Annotated in this window: 13 protein-coding genes; all 13 read right to left on the bottom strand. The window is 32.5% G+C overall.

From position 1 onward, the window contains the following. Position 1: 1 nt before the first annotated feature. Positions 2 to 1,489: a type I restriction-modification system subunit M gene (locus SUDEN_RS04940; RefSeq protein ID WP_011372572.1), complete on the bottom strand. Its 1,488-nt coding sequence runs from the start codon at positions 1,487 to 1,489 to the stop codon at positions 2 to 4. A gap of 4 nt (positions 1,490 to 1,493) precedes the next feature. After that, the gene (locus tag SUDEN_RS04935; RefSeq protein WP_011372571.1) at positions 1,494 to 2,081 is read right to left on the bottom strand and encodes a restriction endonuclease subunit S; all 588 of its coding nucleotides are present in this window, start codon (positions 2,079 to 2,081) and stop codon (positions 1,494 to 1,496) included. Between the two features lie 116 nt (positions 2,082 to 2,197). Then, positions 2,198 to 2,416 carry a hypothetical protein gene (locus tag SUDEN_RS04930; RefSeq protein ID WP_011372570.1) on the bottom strand — a complete coding sequence of 73 codons (219 nt, stop codon included), beginning with the start codon at positions 2,414 to 2,416 and terminating at the stop codon, positions 2,198 to 2,200. A gap of 94 nt (positions 2,417 to 2,510) precedes the next feature. Continuing rightward, the gene (locus SUDEN_RS04925; RefSeq protein WP_011372569.1) at positions 2,511 to 4,094 is read right to left on the bottom strand and encodes a type II toxin-antitoxin system HipA family toxin; all 1,584 of its coding nucleotides are present in this window, start codon (positions 4,092 to 4,094) and stop codon (positions 2,511 to 2,513) included. Positions 4,095 to 4,360: 266 nt separating this feature from the next. Continuing rightward, positions 4,361 to 5,542, bottom strand: a complete 1,182-nt coding sequence (locus SUDEN_RS04920; RefSeq protein WP_011372568.1) for a tyrosine-type recombinase/integrase — start codon at positions 5,540 to 5,542, stop codon at positions 4,361 to 4,363. Then, complete coding sequence (locus SUDEN_RS04915; protein ID WP_148153539.1) at positions 5,535 to 5,795, bottom strand: hypothetical protein; 261 nt, start codon at positions 5,793 to 5,795, stop codon at positions 5,535 to 5,537. The genes SUDEN_RS04920 and SUDEN_RS04915 overlap by 8 nt, the downstream gene beginning before the upstream one ends. Positions 5,796 to 5,854: 59 nt before the next feature. Then, positions 5,855 to 6,181 carry a hypothetical protein gene (locus tag SUDEN_RS04910; RefSeq protein ID WP_158301040.1) on the bottom strand — a complete coding sequence of 109 codons (327 nt, stop codon included), beginning with the start codon at positions 6,179 to 6,181 and terminating at the stop codon, positions 5,855 to 5,857. A 545-nt stretch (positions 6,182 to 6,726) separates the two neighbouring features. Beyond that, on the bottom strand, positions 6,727 to 7,425 hold the full coding sequence (locus SUDEN_RS04905) for a LytR/AlgR family response regulator transcription factor (RefSeq protein ID WP_011372565.1): 699 nt from the start codon (positions 7,423 to 7,425) through the stop codon (positions 6,727 to 6,729). Beyond that, entirely contained in the window at positions 7,406 to 8,416 is a 1,011-nt protein-coding gene (locus tag SUDEN_RS04900; RefSeq protein ID WP_011372564.1) for a sensor histidine kinase, read from the bottom strand. Before SUDEN_RS04900 ends, SUDEN_RS04905 begins: the two co-directional genes overlap by 20 nt. After that, the gene (locus SUDEN_RS04895; RefSeq protein ID WP_148153535.1) at positions 8,409 to 9,830 is read right to left on the bottom strand and encodes a phytoene desaturase family protein; all 1,422 of its coding nucleotides are present in this window, start codon (positions 9,828 to 9,830) and stop codon (positions 8,409 to 8,411) included. The genes SUDEN_RS04900 and SUDEN_RS04895 overlap by 8 nt, the downstream gene beginning before the upstream one ends. Positions 9,831 to 9,905: 75 nt before the next feature. After that, positions 9,906 to 11,450 (bottom strand): ABC1 kinase family protein, encoded by a 1,545-nt coding sequence (locus tag SUDEN_RS04890; RefSeq protein WP_011372562.1) that lies wholly within the window; start codon positions 11,448 to 11,450, stop codon positions 9,906 to 9,908. 4 nt (positions 11,451 to 11,454) lie between these two features. Next, the gene (locus tag SUDEN_RS04885) at positions 11,455 to 11,721 is read right to left on the bottom strand and encodes a hypothetical protein (protein ID WP_011372561.1); all 267 of its coding nucleotides are present in this window, start codon (positions 11,719 to 11,721) and stop codon (positions 11,455 to 11,457) included. A 146-nt stretch (positions 11,722 to 11,867) separates the two neighbouring features. Continuing rightward, the gene (locus SUDEN_RS11555; RefSeq protein WP_011372560.1) at positions 11,868 to 14,258 is read right to left on the bottom strand and encodes an HD domain-containing phosphohydrolase; all 2,391 of its coding nucleotides are present in this window, start codon (positions 14,256 to 14,258) and stop codon (positions 11,868 to 11,870) included. Position 14,259 lies beyond the last annotated feature (1 nt).

Genomic DNA, 14,259 nt, shown 5'->3' with positions numbered 1-14,259 from the left:
CTTATAGCCCCAACTCTTTTAGATACCCATTCATTTTAGATTTTATCTCTACTAACTCAATTTCAATAGTTGCTATATTTGTTTTGGTAGCATCTAAATCGATGATTTCCTCTTCTTCAAATGTATCTACATATCTAGGGATATTTAGGTTATAGTCATTTTCTTGTATCTCTTCTAGTGTCGCTACATGTGAGTACTTCTCTATCTCACTTCTATTTTTATAAGTATCAAATATCTTTGCTATATGCTCATCTGTAAGGTTGTTTTGATTTTTCCCTTTTTCAAATTCACGACTTGCATCGATAAAAAGAATATCATTATGAACTCTATTTTTTTTGAATATCAAAATACATGCAGGGATTGAAGTTCCAAAAAAGAGATTTGAAGGAAGTCCAATAACTGTATCAAGTAAGTTTTGCTCGATTAGTTTTTCTCTGATTTTCCCTTCACTTGCTCCTCTAAAGAGTACCCCATGAGGTAATATAACTCCCATTTTCCCATGAGAATTAAGAGAGCTTATCATGTGTAATACAAAAGCATAATCCCCTTTGCTTTTTGGTGGTGTTCCATATTTGAACCTTCCAAAGCTATCATCAGAGGCAATCTCTTCACCCCATTTATCAAGGCTAAACGGTGGGTTGGCTACTACGACATCAAAAGTCTTAAGAAGATTATCTTGTAGATGTAGTGGATTTCTTATAGTATCTCCCCACTCGATAACTGCATCGTTTATCTCATGCAAAAACATATTCATCTTACAAAGTGCTTGAGTTTGTCCGTTTTTCTCTTGCCCATAAAGACGGAAGTTTTTACTTCCTATCTCTTTTGATGCTTTTATAAGGAGTGAACCAGAACCACATGTAGGGTCATAGATCATCTCTCCCTCTTTTGGTTCAACTAGTTTTGCTAAAAGAGTTGATACTTCGCTTGGAGTATAAAACTCTCCACCTTTTTTTCCAGCATCACTTGCAAAGTGTGAGATAAGATATTCATAAGCATCTCCGATGACATCATTGCCCTCTAACCTTGAAGGTCTTAGATCAAGTCTTGTGTCACTAAAATCTTCAATAAGATTTTTGAGTATTGTATTTCTCTCTTTAGTGTCACCTAGTTTGTTTTTGTTGTTGAAGTCTATGCTTCTAAAGATACCTTCTAGTTTATCTCTATTGTCCTCTTCGATTCTCTCAAGCACTTTATTCATTATCTCACCAAGGTTTGGAGCCTCTTTGTGTTTAATCAAATAATCAAATGTGCAACTCTCATCAAGTCTGAATTTTTCTCTTTTTAGCTTTGCTTCGATTCTATCCGTCTTATCACCGTACTCTGCTTTCAGAAGGTCAAGTTTCTCTTTGTAAAAATCAGAAAGATACTTCACAAATAGCATTGTAAGAACATAATCTTTATAATCACTTCCATCCATCGTACCTCTGAATGTATCGCAAGCTTTCCATACTACATTGTTGATTGTGCTTTGAGTCGTTTTTTGCATTTAATTATTCTCCTTGTAATGCTAATGTTTCAAATATCTCTTTTGAATATTTTTGTTTTTGGTTTATTAGGTTTTGTAAAAGCTCGTTTTCTTGATGAGCAAGTTTTAAGTATTCTACTATCTTTTTTTGTTTATCTAGGTTTATAAGCGGTATTTTTATCTTATTTACATCTGCCACTTTTATCATAGGTATCGTTGTACCTGATAGCTCTGTAGATAAAGCTCTTCTGACAATAGTGCTATTAAGATAATGAGCTATGAAATGTGGATCAAGTCTAGTATCTTGAATTTTTACTCGAACCATCAAAGATGGATAGATAAGATTTTCGTACTCTTTATCTATATATACAGCAAAGTTTGGTTCTCGAAGTCTTAAGAGTATATCGCCTTGTTTTACTAGATAATCCTCTTTGATTTGCTCATTTGAGATAAACTCATCTGCAAAAGTATTATCATAGACGGCATCTTCATTAAAAGACTTGAGAGATACAACACTATAATATAACTTTTGATCCTTGCTCATATCAGCTTTTTTTCTGTTAAGCACAAGTCCAGTTTTTATCTCGGCTATGTCGTTTAGTTTTATTTTCACCTATACACCTTGTATTTTTTGTATCATTCATATAATAATACATTAACTCTAGAAGTATATCAGATGAAAATTTGATTGTCAAGAGTTTTTTGTCGTATTATAAAAATAATACAATATCAACTATTAAATACATAAATGTTAATAGCTATAACAGAAAGTATTAGAACAACATCAACTTTCCAACTCCAGTAGTTAGCAATATTATTGAAACCATCATAGCCTGATTCACTTGCTCCATCATCAAAACTATCTGAGTTGCTTCCATAAGGTGTACCACTTACATCAATACCACCACTTGACATCGGTAAGCCTGTAGTTGGGTTTATATCGTTCATTGTTTTCTTCCTTTTTATAAATATCTTTATAGGTATTCATAATTTTTAGAAAAAAACTATTTGCCAAACTGTCAAACTTGCCAAACAAAGATTTTCAAATACTAAGTTTTTCAAACCAGCCATTTTGTTTTAGAGTTTCGCATCTATTTTCATAATGTTTCATCATTACAAGAACTAAAATTGTTTGTGATTTGATTTTGACTTTTTTATCTTGTGCATTTGGTTTTTCTTTTATAAAAAACTCGATATTTTCAAGTTTTGATATTTTTTTGATGTAAGTTGGCATCTTTTGCACATAAGCTTTTACTATCTTTGAAGCTGTTTCTTTAAAATCGTTTTTATCTACCTTTGCTTTGCTTACAAGTTTCAAAAAGTCGTTGTATCTTATATTTGTTTGTTTGCCGTTGATAGTCAGATGTGATTCAAAATTTCTAATACCATTATAAAACCCTGTACTTGCTATATCATACAAAGGAGCTATAAAAACTTTGTCATTGTCATATATTGCAGATATATTTTTGGTGTGCATATCTTCATGTCTGATTACAAAAGAGTAAAAATAGTATTCTAACATTCTTAGTCTATCACTAACTCTTGGAAATATTTTTGCAGCAGTTTCAAAAAGTTTTTCAGAGCTTGTTTTATATTTGTTGTCACTATTTAATCCCATAAAAGTTGAAAACTCTTTTCTTTGAAATTTATAGCTTCCAACTCTATCAAAATACTTTATAAAGTAGTGATACTCTCTGTCTCTCTCTCTTTTAAAAATACCACTCATAGGAACATCAAAGCCTAGTTCATTTTTAGCAAAACTCATATGAAGATGTTCATTGATAGCGATATGTGGAAAGTAATATTCACTATTCTCATCAGCCTTTATAGGGTCATATGGCTTTATAAAAAAGTTTGCATCCTCACCGTTTTTTGGAGTTCTGATTGTATCCCCATCAACCACCACTTGAAGTTTGTGCTGATAACCAGATAAACTCATGGTTCGTACATGTTTTAATTCTTCGGTTTCATCCATATGAAGAGTAGGAAAAAGTGAAATATCATCAATATCTATGTCATACTTTAAAATATTTGGAAATTTGTTTTTACCTAGAATTTTCTCTTTGTTGACTAGATAACTTTGAGCTCTTAGCTCTCCTGTAAATATTAGAGGTTTAGAAGAAAAAATCAAATCATTTTTACTATAGTCATTGTGAGCCAATAAAAAAAACTCTGTGGCATTTCCAACTTTATCAATCAATATTTTTCTATCAATCCCCTCTGGAAGACACTCTTCAAAATCTATAAAACATGATTCTTGAACAAATGTTTCTAAGCTAAAGGGCATTTGAAATTTCGCGATATATTTGCCACTAGTTAAATAGTTGGTGTCGTAAGTAAAATAGTAAGCTTGATAATTAAATCCAAGATAACCAACTAAAATTTGATTTTGATAGATATAAAGAAGTTCCGGATACTCTTCATAATAAGCATTTGATATTTTATATGCTGTTTGTGAACTTTGTCCAACAATTTTGACTCTTTTTTGAGTAAGAAGAAGTTTTAACTCATTTAAAATAGCCCTTTTAGAAACTCTTTCTAATTTATTTTCTATATCGCTACGAGATATGTAAGTATCAACATTTGAAGCTAAAATCTGTAAAATATCAAGAGAGAGTTGTTTCAAGCTTAATCCTTAATATAATCTAAAATATATGCACGAGCTACACGAGAAGTATATTTGAATAAAACTTAATATAGTCTAAAATATATGCACGAGCTACACGAGATATGTTAAAGACCATTCGCTCTATTTTCGCTCCAAAATTAGATCTTAAATAGAGAAAGTAAAAGAAATTGAAAACGTTAAAAACCCTTTTTTAAAGGCTTTTTCTATAAAAAAAGTATAAGTAGCCTATTCGTAATAAACTCGTATCTGCACTTTCTAAACCCCTATTTATCGGTATTCTTATCATCGCTATTATCAAACTTGACCATAAACTTGTCCATTTGAGCGATTTTTTTCAATCTCGTTTCATCATCTTCTTGAATAAATTTTGTATAAATTTTAAGTGTGATTGAAACATCTTTATGACCTAGCATCTTAGAAACCCAAGTTATATCTGCCCCTTTACTAATCATCTGAGAGGCAAAAGTATGTCTTAAATTATACAGAGGCCTGGCTTTTACACCGCTTTGCTTTAAGATTTTTCTAAAGTTTACTCCGATGATATCGTGATTATAAAATGGCATATTTGATTGATTTAAAAAGATGTACTCACTATTGCTTGTAAGCTCCAATTGAGCCATCAATGAATCATGAGTTGCATTGAGCATATCAACAAAACGGTTACTGGACTTTATTTTTGTTAGCCCATCAACTATATCCTCTCCTTTTTTAGCTCGAAGCCTAGTTCTTTCTACTTTTATGGTTCTTTTTTCAAAGTCTATATCACTCCATTTTAGAGCAATGATTTCCCCTGGTCGCATACCTGTTGCTGCCATTAGTTTAATAAAATTTTTCATATATCCATTTGCATGTTCTATGATTTGATTGAGTTCTTTTTCGGTAAATGGATTAATCTCTTCTATTTTGATATTGTTTTGCACTTTTGGTGCCGTTACTTTTTCTAGTGGGTTTTTTAAAACAAGATCATTATGAAGCGCTTTATCATAGATAGAAAACAAAATAGATCGAAACTTTTGAACCGTTAGGTGTTTGTACTTTTGCAAAAGTTGATTTTGCCATCTTTCTATCTCTAAAGGTGTAATTCTTCCTAGTTCTCTTTTGCCAAAATATGGTGCGATATGATTATTATAGTGCATAATATTTCGTTCCAAAGTATGTGGTCTGATTTGTGTTTTTTGCAACTCAAAAAACTCCTCTGCAAAATCTTGTAGTGTCCAAGTTTTAGCCTCCTCTTCTATACCAATAGGCTCTTTTCCTAATCCTTCGTAAATATCAGGAATTACTTGTCGTTTGATGACTTTGAGATTTTCAGCAGTTGCTCGTAGCTTAGTCGTACCTCTTTGCCTTTCTCCAGATGGCAAATAAAAATCCAAATACCAATGACCAAATTGCTCTTTGATAGTAAATTTTAGTTCGCCATAAACATATTTGATACTTTTAGCCATTTGAAACAACCTTTCGATTATTCAAAAATTTTGAGGCAATTGGATTTAAAGTTTTTTCTACTTTTTTAACCTCATATTTACGGTGCTTCAACTCTTGCTTGAATTTTATAATTCCCTCTGGGATAAACTCCTCTTTACCATCATGGTTATAAAAATAGTCTATCTCCTCTGTGAAACGACCATCTTCGATATATTTTGATACTGTTGATGTAGATACACCCAAAAATTTTGCAACTTGCTTTTTTGTGCTCAATGTTGTCATGCTTAATGCAAAAAGTTATCTATAAAGGCTTAGTTCACTTCTAATATCTTTTAATGTGTTTTCAAGATCTTCAAACATATTTTTCCTCCAATTCTTTGTATATATTCATAATTTAAAAAAGTTTTAGCTCTTCGATTGGTCTTAATTCGAACTTTGGCAAGTTTTTCAGCTTCGCTCTCTAGTCGATAGAAAATTGCATTTTTTTCACTTGGTCTTTGCTCATATATCCATTTGCCTTTATCTCCCCACACTTGGAGCCATTTGATAGCTTTTTTCTGCCCTACTTTATACTCACTTAAAAACTTCACTTTTTCAAGATAGGATAAAACCTCACTTTGGTTCATCTCGCCATCTTCTAGTGCATCAAGTACATACATCACAAATTTTGATTCTCTTTGACTTATGTTAAAAGTGTCATAGTCCACTTCTTTGTCAATTTTTCTATTGTTTGTGAGATATGCTTTTCCCGTGATGTCATAATGACTCGCTTTTTGAGGATGAAGCAAGATACAAGAGTTAAATGTCAACGGCGGAGTTAAAATAGGCAGTATGAAAAGCTGCTAAAAAGTAGTTTTTACAACCAAAAGCTTAAAGAAACAAATTAATTTTGTTAAAGTCTTTTTTCAAAAAATTGGAAGGAGACAAGTGCTTAAAAAAGGTGAAGTAAAAATGATTCATAAAATGCTCAAAGATGGGCTTAGTAAAAGTGCTATAGCACGAAAGATAGATATTCTTTTGAGAAAACTAGGTGTGATATAAAATCATATTATTTGATTACTTAACTAAGTAACTCGTTATGTGCTAAAAGATAAAATGAAATATGAATTTTAATAACAGAATTAATCGATTATCATTAGCTTTAGTATTGTTAAGCAAAGGTCAAGACCCTGCTATACTTAGTACTACTCTCATTTTTTTTCTCCTATAAAAAGGCAAATTTTTCTCTAAAAGCTTTTGCTCCATCTTTACTAGACTCTATGGTATCAGAGCTATTTTTAAATGAAAAACGCAGTTTGCTCTGCTCTATGGTTTGTATATCTTTGATTTCATTGCTGTTTATAAGATATGAACGGTGAATCTGAATAAAACCAAAACTCTCCAGCTTTACATGTAGATTAGAAATCTTTTCTCCATAATAAGAAAACCCCTTGCTAGTTCGCAACATTACCTCAGATAAATCAGCTTTGACATAATAAATCTCTTGAGGCTTTAAAAGCAGATAGCTATCTCCAAATTTACTTAAAATTTTAAACTCTCTCTTTTGGATTAAAGGAGCTTTTATGCGTCTAATAGAGCCTTGCAGCTGCTCGATGCTATAAGGTTTAACAAGATAGGCAACCGCACCAATATCAAAAGCCTTCAGAGCATGCTCCTCGTAGGCTGTTTGAAATATTATGCCAACATCTGGGTTCAAATATTTCAACTCATAACCTAACTCTATGCCACTTACACGAGGCATATTTATATCTAAAAAAACTATATCAAAGCTATCTTTCTTAAAAATCTCTCTAGCTTCATCTGCATCCCAAGCCTCTTGTACCTCTGTATATTTCAGAGTTAAAAGCATACGAATCAACCTTTTTCTAGCTAACTCTTCATCATCAACGATTAATATTTTCACTGCAATCTCCTAAAATTATAAGAAAAGTCACTTCCTCACTATTTGCAACTTTAATACTTCCTCCGCACAACAGCTCTATACGCTGTTTTAGGTTGTTAAGCCCTACTCCAAATTTTGTAGATTTCATCTTATCTCCATCATTTCTAACGATGAGTGTTTTTGTCCTCTCATCAAAAGATATCCAAATATTAAGATCTACATTTAAGTTTTTAAAGCCGTGTTTTATGGCATTTTCAACAAGTAACTGAAGAGAAAATTTTGGCACTTTACATGCAGGTATATCTCTTTGTACATGTAGTTTTATTTTTTGAGAAAAGCGAATATTTTCAAGTTCTACATAGTCACTAAGATTACTAATCTCATCTCCTAAATTAAGAAGTGCTGTTTCGTTCATACTATTTCTCAAGAATGAAGATAGTTTTAAAACCGCCATCTCCGCTTTTTGTGGGTCTTGATGAATTAACTCGGCGATTGAGTTTAGTGCGTTAAATAAAAAATGAGGATTTAGTTGCGTCTCAAGTGAGCGAAGGCGACTTTGAACATACTCTTTGTCTATCACATCTTTTTGATTTCTCATTTTTACAAATCTATACAAAAGTGCACCAATAATATATGTCAAAATCCCAATTGCAACAGAGATAGTGCTAAGAGTGTTTTTAAATGCTGGGATAATTTCAATATTTATATTTTGGGCTACATATACACCAAAATAAGTTCCCAAAAATCCAGACAAAAAAGAGAATAAAATAGAAAGCGGCAGCCAGTAAAACTCTTTTACATTTGGCAATATTATCTTGTTCATATTTGATACAAAAATAAGTGAAAAAATAGTTATGCTAAAACCTAAAATAACTCCAAAAATAGCACCATCAAGAAGTGAGAACTCAAAAAGCCCATAACCTAAGCTTGAGAGTACCATTGCAAAAACAATCCCTATGGCTAAGATATATAACCAATCTTCTGTTTTTATGTGGAGTGCTACACTATACATGTAAGAGTCTTTGTAAGTTTTTTACACCAAGCATAACGCCAGGCCATCCTTGCGCTGCATAAACACTATCTCCGACATTGTAAAGTCCATTTATTTTAGTATCGTTTGATGGTAGAAATGGTAGAAAATTTTCCATACTGATTGCATTTCCTCCAAGTTGTGAACGATTTAGATAGCGATTAAAACTCTTTGGAGTTGCTGCAAAGCTTTGAATAACTTCCTCTTTTTTAATGCTGAGTTGATTTAAAATTGTATCTAAAAGCAGATTTTTAAGCTCTTTTTTTTGTGCTTTATATGTTTGTGGATTCTGCCAAAATTGAACATTTGTATGAATAGAAGCCGTGATGCTATAGTGTCCACTAGGAGCGAGATTCAAATCATCTATATCTGAGAACGACACAAAAAGGGCGCAAGAGAGAGTATTTGCAAACTTCTCTTTTTGAATAAGTTGATAATGGTGGTGAAATTTTTGCTCACTCTTTATGGTTAAGTAGAGCATAAAGGAGCTTTGATTGTTGTTTAGTTTTTCGTAATATTTATAGTACTCTTTAATTTTGGCATCACTAAAGAGCTTTGCACTATCATAAACTGTGGAGTTTAAAATCACTTTTTTAGCCCTAAAAATTTCATCTTTTGTATAAAGTTCAAAACTATCGCTCTTTTTTTCGATGCTTAGTATCTCACTATCTCTATAAATATTTTTTATATTTTTAGTCATATCATCAAATAGACGGCTAAAACCGCCAACTACATAGTGGTTAACATTAAAAGTGTAACCAAGAGAGAGTGCTGCTGTTAGAAAATTTATCTCTTTTGCTGGAGCTTGGGCTACTATGAGAATTTGAGACTCCAAAAATTGCAGATACTCTTCATCAATGCCACCAAAAAAATCATCTATAAAATGAGATGCACTTACTGCTAAATATTTAAAAAACGATAAGCCTAATGGAGTAAAGCTAGCTAATGAGCAAATTTTTGAAAATAGATTTTTATTTGAGTAGTAGTGTCCATTGTGCTTATAAAAATCGCTATTTATTTTATGTATCAGAGCCCAAAACTCTCTATTTTTTGGATGAGGATAGTTTGTCTCTAAGACGTTTAAAAACTTCTCAAAATCTTTATAGCGTGGTGTTGCTTTTTTATTTTGAATAACTACAATAGTTGGATCTGTTTGTATAAGTTTTGGACTAAAACCAATAGAGTCAAACATCTCTTTTACAACAAATCCATCTTCATACCCGCTAAGAGTTGTAGCACCTGTGTTATAGTTAAAATTTTTATGTCTAAAAGTTGAGCTACACCCTCCAAGATATGGCTCTTTTTCAAATAGTGCAACATCTTTTTTCTTAGAGTTCAAGTAAGATGCAATGGAGCTACCGCCTATTCCAGAGCCAACGACTGCGTATTCAAACATCATAAAATCCTGTAGTTACAATTTTAAAAGATTTTATGATTTATTTCATATTTTTGGTAGCGTATATTTGTCACTTTATCTGTAAAATATTCTAAGAGCGCCCAAAACAAAGAGAATTAAAGCTGCACTTTTATAATCTTTATCTAAAAGAAGTAAAAATATAGAGCCAAGCATCATCACAAAACTTAGCGCATAAAATTTCACAGCCTCCTTTAAATCTTTTTTTATCCATCCTAGTTGGTCGTTTGAAATCTCTACATGTAACTCATTTGAGCTAATTTTTTTAATAGCACTCTTAAAATTTTTTGCTAAAAACGGTATATCTTTTATCTCATCTATCAATGTTTCAATAATAGACTCTTTTGCTCCAAGTGCCTTTGGAATATTTTTTTGTAAAATTGGCAAAATATCTTTAACACCATTGAAATTTTCTATGTAAGTAGTGCCTAAACCTTCAATAATGGCACTTACACGTAAAATATATATAGCATCACTTGGAAGTTTAAAAGGCAGATTTCTTGTCGATTCTAAGACATCAAACGCCAACTGTTGCATCGACTCACTATTAAGATTATCATTTGAAAATATCTCAAACATTTTTTCACTAAACTCTGCAAGCTCAGCAGTTGGAGCCTCATAAGCAATAGTTCCTAGCTTTTTATTTGCAGCGATATATGATTCATAATCCTTCTCATTTGCTGCCTTTATAAGCTCAATAATTGCAACTCTTGAGCTGTTTGGAACACTCTTTAGCATCCCAAAGTCAAGAAGTATGAGCTCTGCTTCTTTTGAAACTAACAAGTTTCCAGGATGTGGATCTGCGTGAAAATAGCCTTTTATTAACATCTGAGTTGTATAAAAATCTACAAGTTTTGAGATTATTGCTCTAAAATCTATATCATATTTTAAAAGGCTCTCTTTATCATCAAAACGAAAACCCTCCATAAAACTCATAACTAAAGCATCATCACAACAGAGCTCTACAAAAGGCTTTGGAAACTTTATACCACTATCTTTGTAAACGCTTGAGAATTTTATGAGATTGTTTAGTTCATGAGTTAAACTAACTTCTTGAAGAATCATTTTTGAAAACTCTCCAATTACCGCTTCAATGGAGTTTTTTGTATAGTGCGAAAAGAGAGGACGAAAAAGAGCATTAAAAGCAGATATGATTTTTATGTCCGCTTTTACCTGCGCTTCAATTGACAAGCGACGAAGTTTTACAGCTACCTTTTTCCCCTCATGAGTATAAGCTACATGTACTTGTCCAATAGATGCACAAGCAATAGGTACAATCTCAAATGATGCAAAACTATTCTCATCAAACGCCCTATTAAAAACCTCATCAAAGTCTTTGTCGCTCATAGCTGGGAGTTGGTCGTGCAACTCTTTTAGCTCATCAAGATACTCTTTATCAAAAAAATCAGACCTTGTTGCTAAAACTTGAGCTAACTTTATAAAACTAGCTCCAAGATAAGTTATAGTCTCTTTTAACAAAATGGGAGACAAAGGCTTCATACCTAAGAGGCTCTTTCTTTTTTTTATAACTAAATAGATAGTGAGTAAAAAAGCAAAAACGCTATAGAGTCGTAGAGGTGTGTAGAAGCTTAGATTTTTCATAAGTTTATTTACTTAAATCATCTTTGAGCTTTTCTATATCTGCTTTTGTAGCAAGACCTAATTCATCTATAATCTCTCTAAGCGCTGCTTTGAGTTCATCTTTTACTCTTATATGTTCCTCTTGACCTTTTTTTTCAATCGATTCCAAAAAACTCTTAGCATCTGTTGTTTTAATCTTCCCCTGCTCCTGAAGTTTTCTAACCTCTTCTTCAACTTTGTCTCTCATAACAACCGCCGCACCAATACCTGCATATACTAAATCTTTTAACATTTTAAATCCTTTATTACGAGTAAGTTAATGTATTTTACAAAAAACAGAATTACTTTAGTACTTATTTAATGTCGTTTCATAATCATAAGCAATTATTTGAACTAAAAATAGCTCAAGTGAGTTAATAGGGTGTTAAGCAGGTAAAGTTACAGCGAACTAAAGTCCGTTGTAACCTCGTCTATGCTCTCTTTGGGGAGTAGTTTTTTTGCGTATTGGAGATATAGTCCTGAGTTGTAGAAAAACTTAACTATATCTCTATCTAAATCATCATCTTTTGCCATAAAGTAGAGAATTTTCATAGCGCTTGAGAGTGGATTTCCTTTCTTGTATGGGCGGTCACTTGCTGTTAGAGCTTCAAATACATCAGCCACTGCCAAAATTCTAGCCTCAAAACTTATCTCATCGCCACTTAACCCTAGTGGATACCCTTTTCCATTTATCTTTTCATGGTGATTTCCAGAGATTTGTGGAATCTCTTTGTACTTTTTAGGGAAAGGGAGCTTATTTAAAATATCGATGCTTATCTTTGCATGCTCATTGATAATAGCTCTTTCTTGTGATGTTAGTGTTCCCTTTTGTACACTTAAATTATACGCTTCATTTTCCGTTAGGATGAGATAACTTTTGCCATCTATCTCCCAATTTTGACTTGCTATATTTTGTATAATTGCAATCTGCTCATCGTTTGTAAACTCTGTGCCTCTGTTGCTCTTTTGGATTACTTCAAAGTAACTATCGAGCAAATCAGTTTTTTTACTAAATTCACTCTCAAGCTCTACATGTAAAGTTTTTCCACTCTGTAAAAGTGTTATTTTTTGATTTAAAAGTTCTATCTCAAGAGCCTTTTTAATAATTTCAATACGACCTTTAACAACTTCTATGCGATCAAAAATAGTTTCAAGTTTCGTAGATTTATCTACAACTTGTTCTGGAGTTGCAAGCTTGCCTATATCGTGCATAAGTGCTGCAAAATTTATCTGTTTTAGCTCTTGTGCACTAAAACTCTTGGCACTAAATACACCTTTGTCTTTATCGATTGCCTCAGCTATCATAACTGTTAACTTAACCATCCGCTCTATATGTCCAGCGGTATATGGAGATTTTTTGCCTATAGCAAAAATAATACTTTGCAAAAATGCTTCAAGAAGAGTTTCAAGTCCTTGGATAAGTGTTGTATTTGTAATAGCAATTGCGGCTTGTGATGCTAAAGATAGAGTCAGCTCTTCATCTTCTTTGTCAAAAGCGATAGTTTCATTGTTATCATCATACTTATTTAAAAGTTGTAGAACTCCTATTATTTCAGACTCATGATTTTTTAATGGAATAACTAGCATCGATTTTGAGCGATAACCAGTTCCCTCATCAAATTTTCTAGTCCCATCAAAGGAGAATCCTTCAGCTTCATAAACATCTGGAATATTTATAACTATATCGCTAAGCGCACATGTAGCTGCCACCATTTTATTGTTTGGTGTAGAATCTTGAAGATATAATGGAAGTGGTGGCCATGTTATAGCTCCGCTTATTCCGCCCATTTTTATACCTAAAGAGTCTGTTTGAGCTACTTTAAAGTGTAGATGTTTATCTTCTAAAATATAAAGTGTTCCAGCATCCGCATTAGAGAGTATCTTAGCTTCTGTTACTATAATCTCCAAAAGAGCATCTATGTTAGTCTCAGCTGAGAGCGCTGTGCCTATTTTATTTAGTTTTTGTATCTTCTGCTCAGTTGTGTATTGCATAGAGACTCTCTTAATAAGACCGTTTTTAAAACAAATTTCCTCAGAATCATTTAAAACTCTATCTCTAGAAATTCCAATCTCAAAAAGTTCTTCTATTATCTCTTCATGGTAGAAAGGTTTAAGATGATTTATATAAATCTTAACATCTTTGCGTTTTAGCAACTCTAGCTCTTCTCTTAAAAAGTGTGGGGTCAAATGTTTACTATGTTGTGCGATTTTAGTAAGTTTATTTGGAAAAGAGACATCGATTATAAGAGCTTTTATAGACTCATTACTATTTATAATATCCCACAGTTTAGGGTTTTTAAAAGTGTCTCCCGAGAAGAGAATCGAGCCTTTTTTACCCTCTATGAGATAACCACAGCACTCTACAGTATGATTTGCCTCCAGGGGAGTTAGAGAGACTCCCTCTTCTAGCTCATACTTTTTATAGAGCTCCAACTCTACATAGACAACAGAGGGGGTTTTAGTGTTTATTAGATTTATTTCACTAAAATCTGGCCAAATTTCAGAGTTAAAGAGATGCTTTTTTAATGCTTTTATGGTTTGTGGAAGTCCATATAGATAAAGAGGTTCCTCTCTTGTGGCAAAACTGTTATCTATCAAAAAAGCACTATCTACTATATGATCAAGATGGGAGTGCGAGAAGAAGATTTTATTTATATTTTTTGCATCCCTATCAAGTGCTTGCATAATATTTCCAGCATCAATAACTGTATTTTTTGTAACCATAATAGATGTTGTAAAGGAGTCTTTGCTTCTGCCGCCTTGTGCTCCTAGTACCTTTATTGTATCCATG

Origin of the sequence: Sulfurimonas denitrificans DSM 1251 (assembly GCF_000012965.1) — a bacterium.
Taxonomy (GTDB): domain Bacteria; phylum Campylobacterota; class Campylobacteria; order Campylobacterales; family Sulfurimonadaceae; genus Sulfurimonas; species Sulfurimonas denitrificans.
The sequence above is the reverse complement of the archived record's forward strand: the minus strand, read 5'-3'. Positions and strand labels throughout refer to the sequence as shown.

What these genes read in the sequence shown, in the direction of transcription:
- SUDEN_RS04930 (WP_011372570.1), bottom strand. Translation starts at nt 2,416, where the DNA reads ATGAACGATATAAACCCAACTACAGGCTTACCGATGTCAAGTGGTGGT.
- SUDEN_RS04890 (WP_011372562.1), bottom strand. Translation starts at nt 11,450, where the DNA reads ATGAAAAATCTAAGCTTCTACACACCTCTACGACTCTATAGCGTTTTT.
- SUDEN_RS04885 (WP_011372561.1), bottom strand. Translation starts at nt 11,721, where the DNA reads ATGTTAAAAGATTTAGTATATGCAGGTATTGGTGCGGCGGTTGTTATG.
- SUDEN_RS11555 (WP_011372560.1), bottom strand. Translation starts at nt 14,258, where the DNA reads ATGGATACAATAAAGGTACTAGGAGCACAAGGCGGCAGAAGCAAAGAC.
- SUDEN_RS04900 (WP_011372564.1), bottom strand. Translation starts at nt 8,416, where the DNA reads ATGTATAGTGTAGCACTCCACATAAAAACAGAAGATTGGTTATATATC.
- SUDEN_RS04895 (WP_148153535.1), bottom strand. Translation starts at nt 9,830, where the DNA reads ATGTTTGAATACGCAGTCGTTGGCTCTGGAATAGGCGGTAGCTCCATT.
- SUDEN_RS04910 (WP_158301040.1), bottom strand. Translation starts at nt 6,181, where the DNA reads ATGTATGTACTTGATGCACTAGAAGATGGCGAGATGAACCAAAGTGAG.
- SUDEN_RS04920 (WP_011372568.1), bottom strand. Translation starts at nt 5,542, where the DNA reads ATGGCTAAAAGTATCAAATATGTTTATGGCGAACTAAAATTTACTATC.
- SUDEN_RS04940 (WP_011372572.1), bottom strand. Translation starts at nt 1,489, where the DNA reads ATGCAAAAAACGACTCAAAGCACAATCAACAATGTAGTATGGAAAGCT.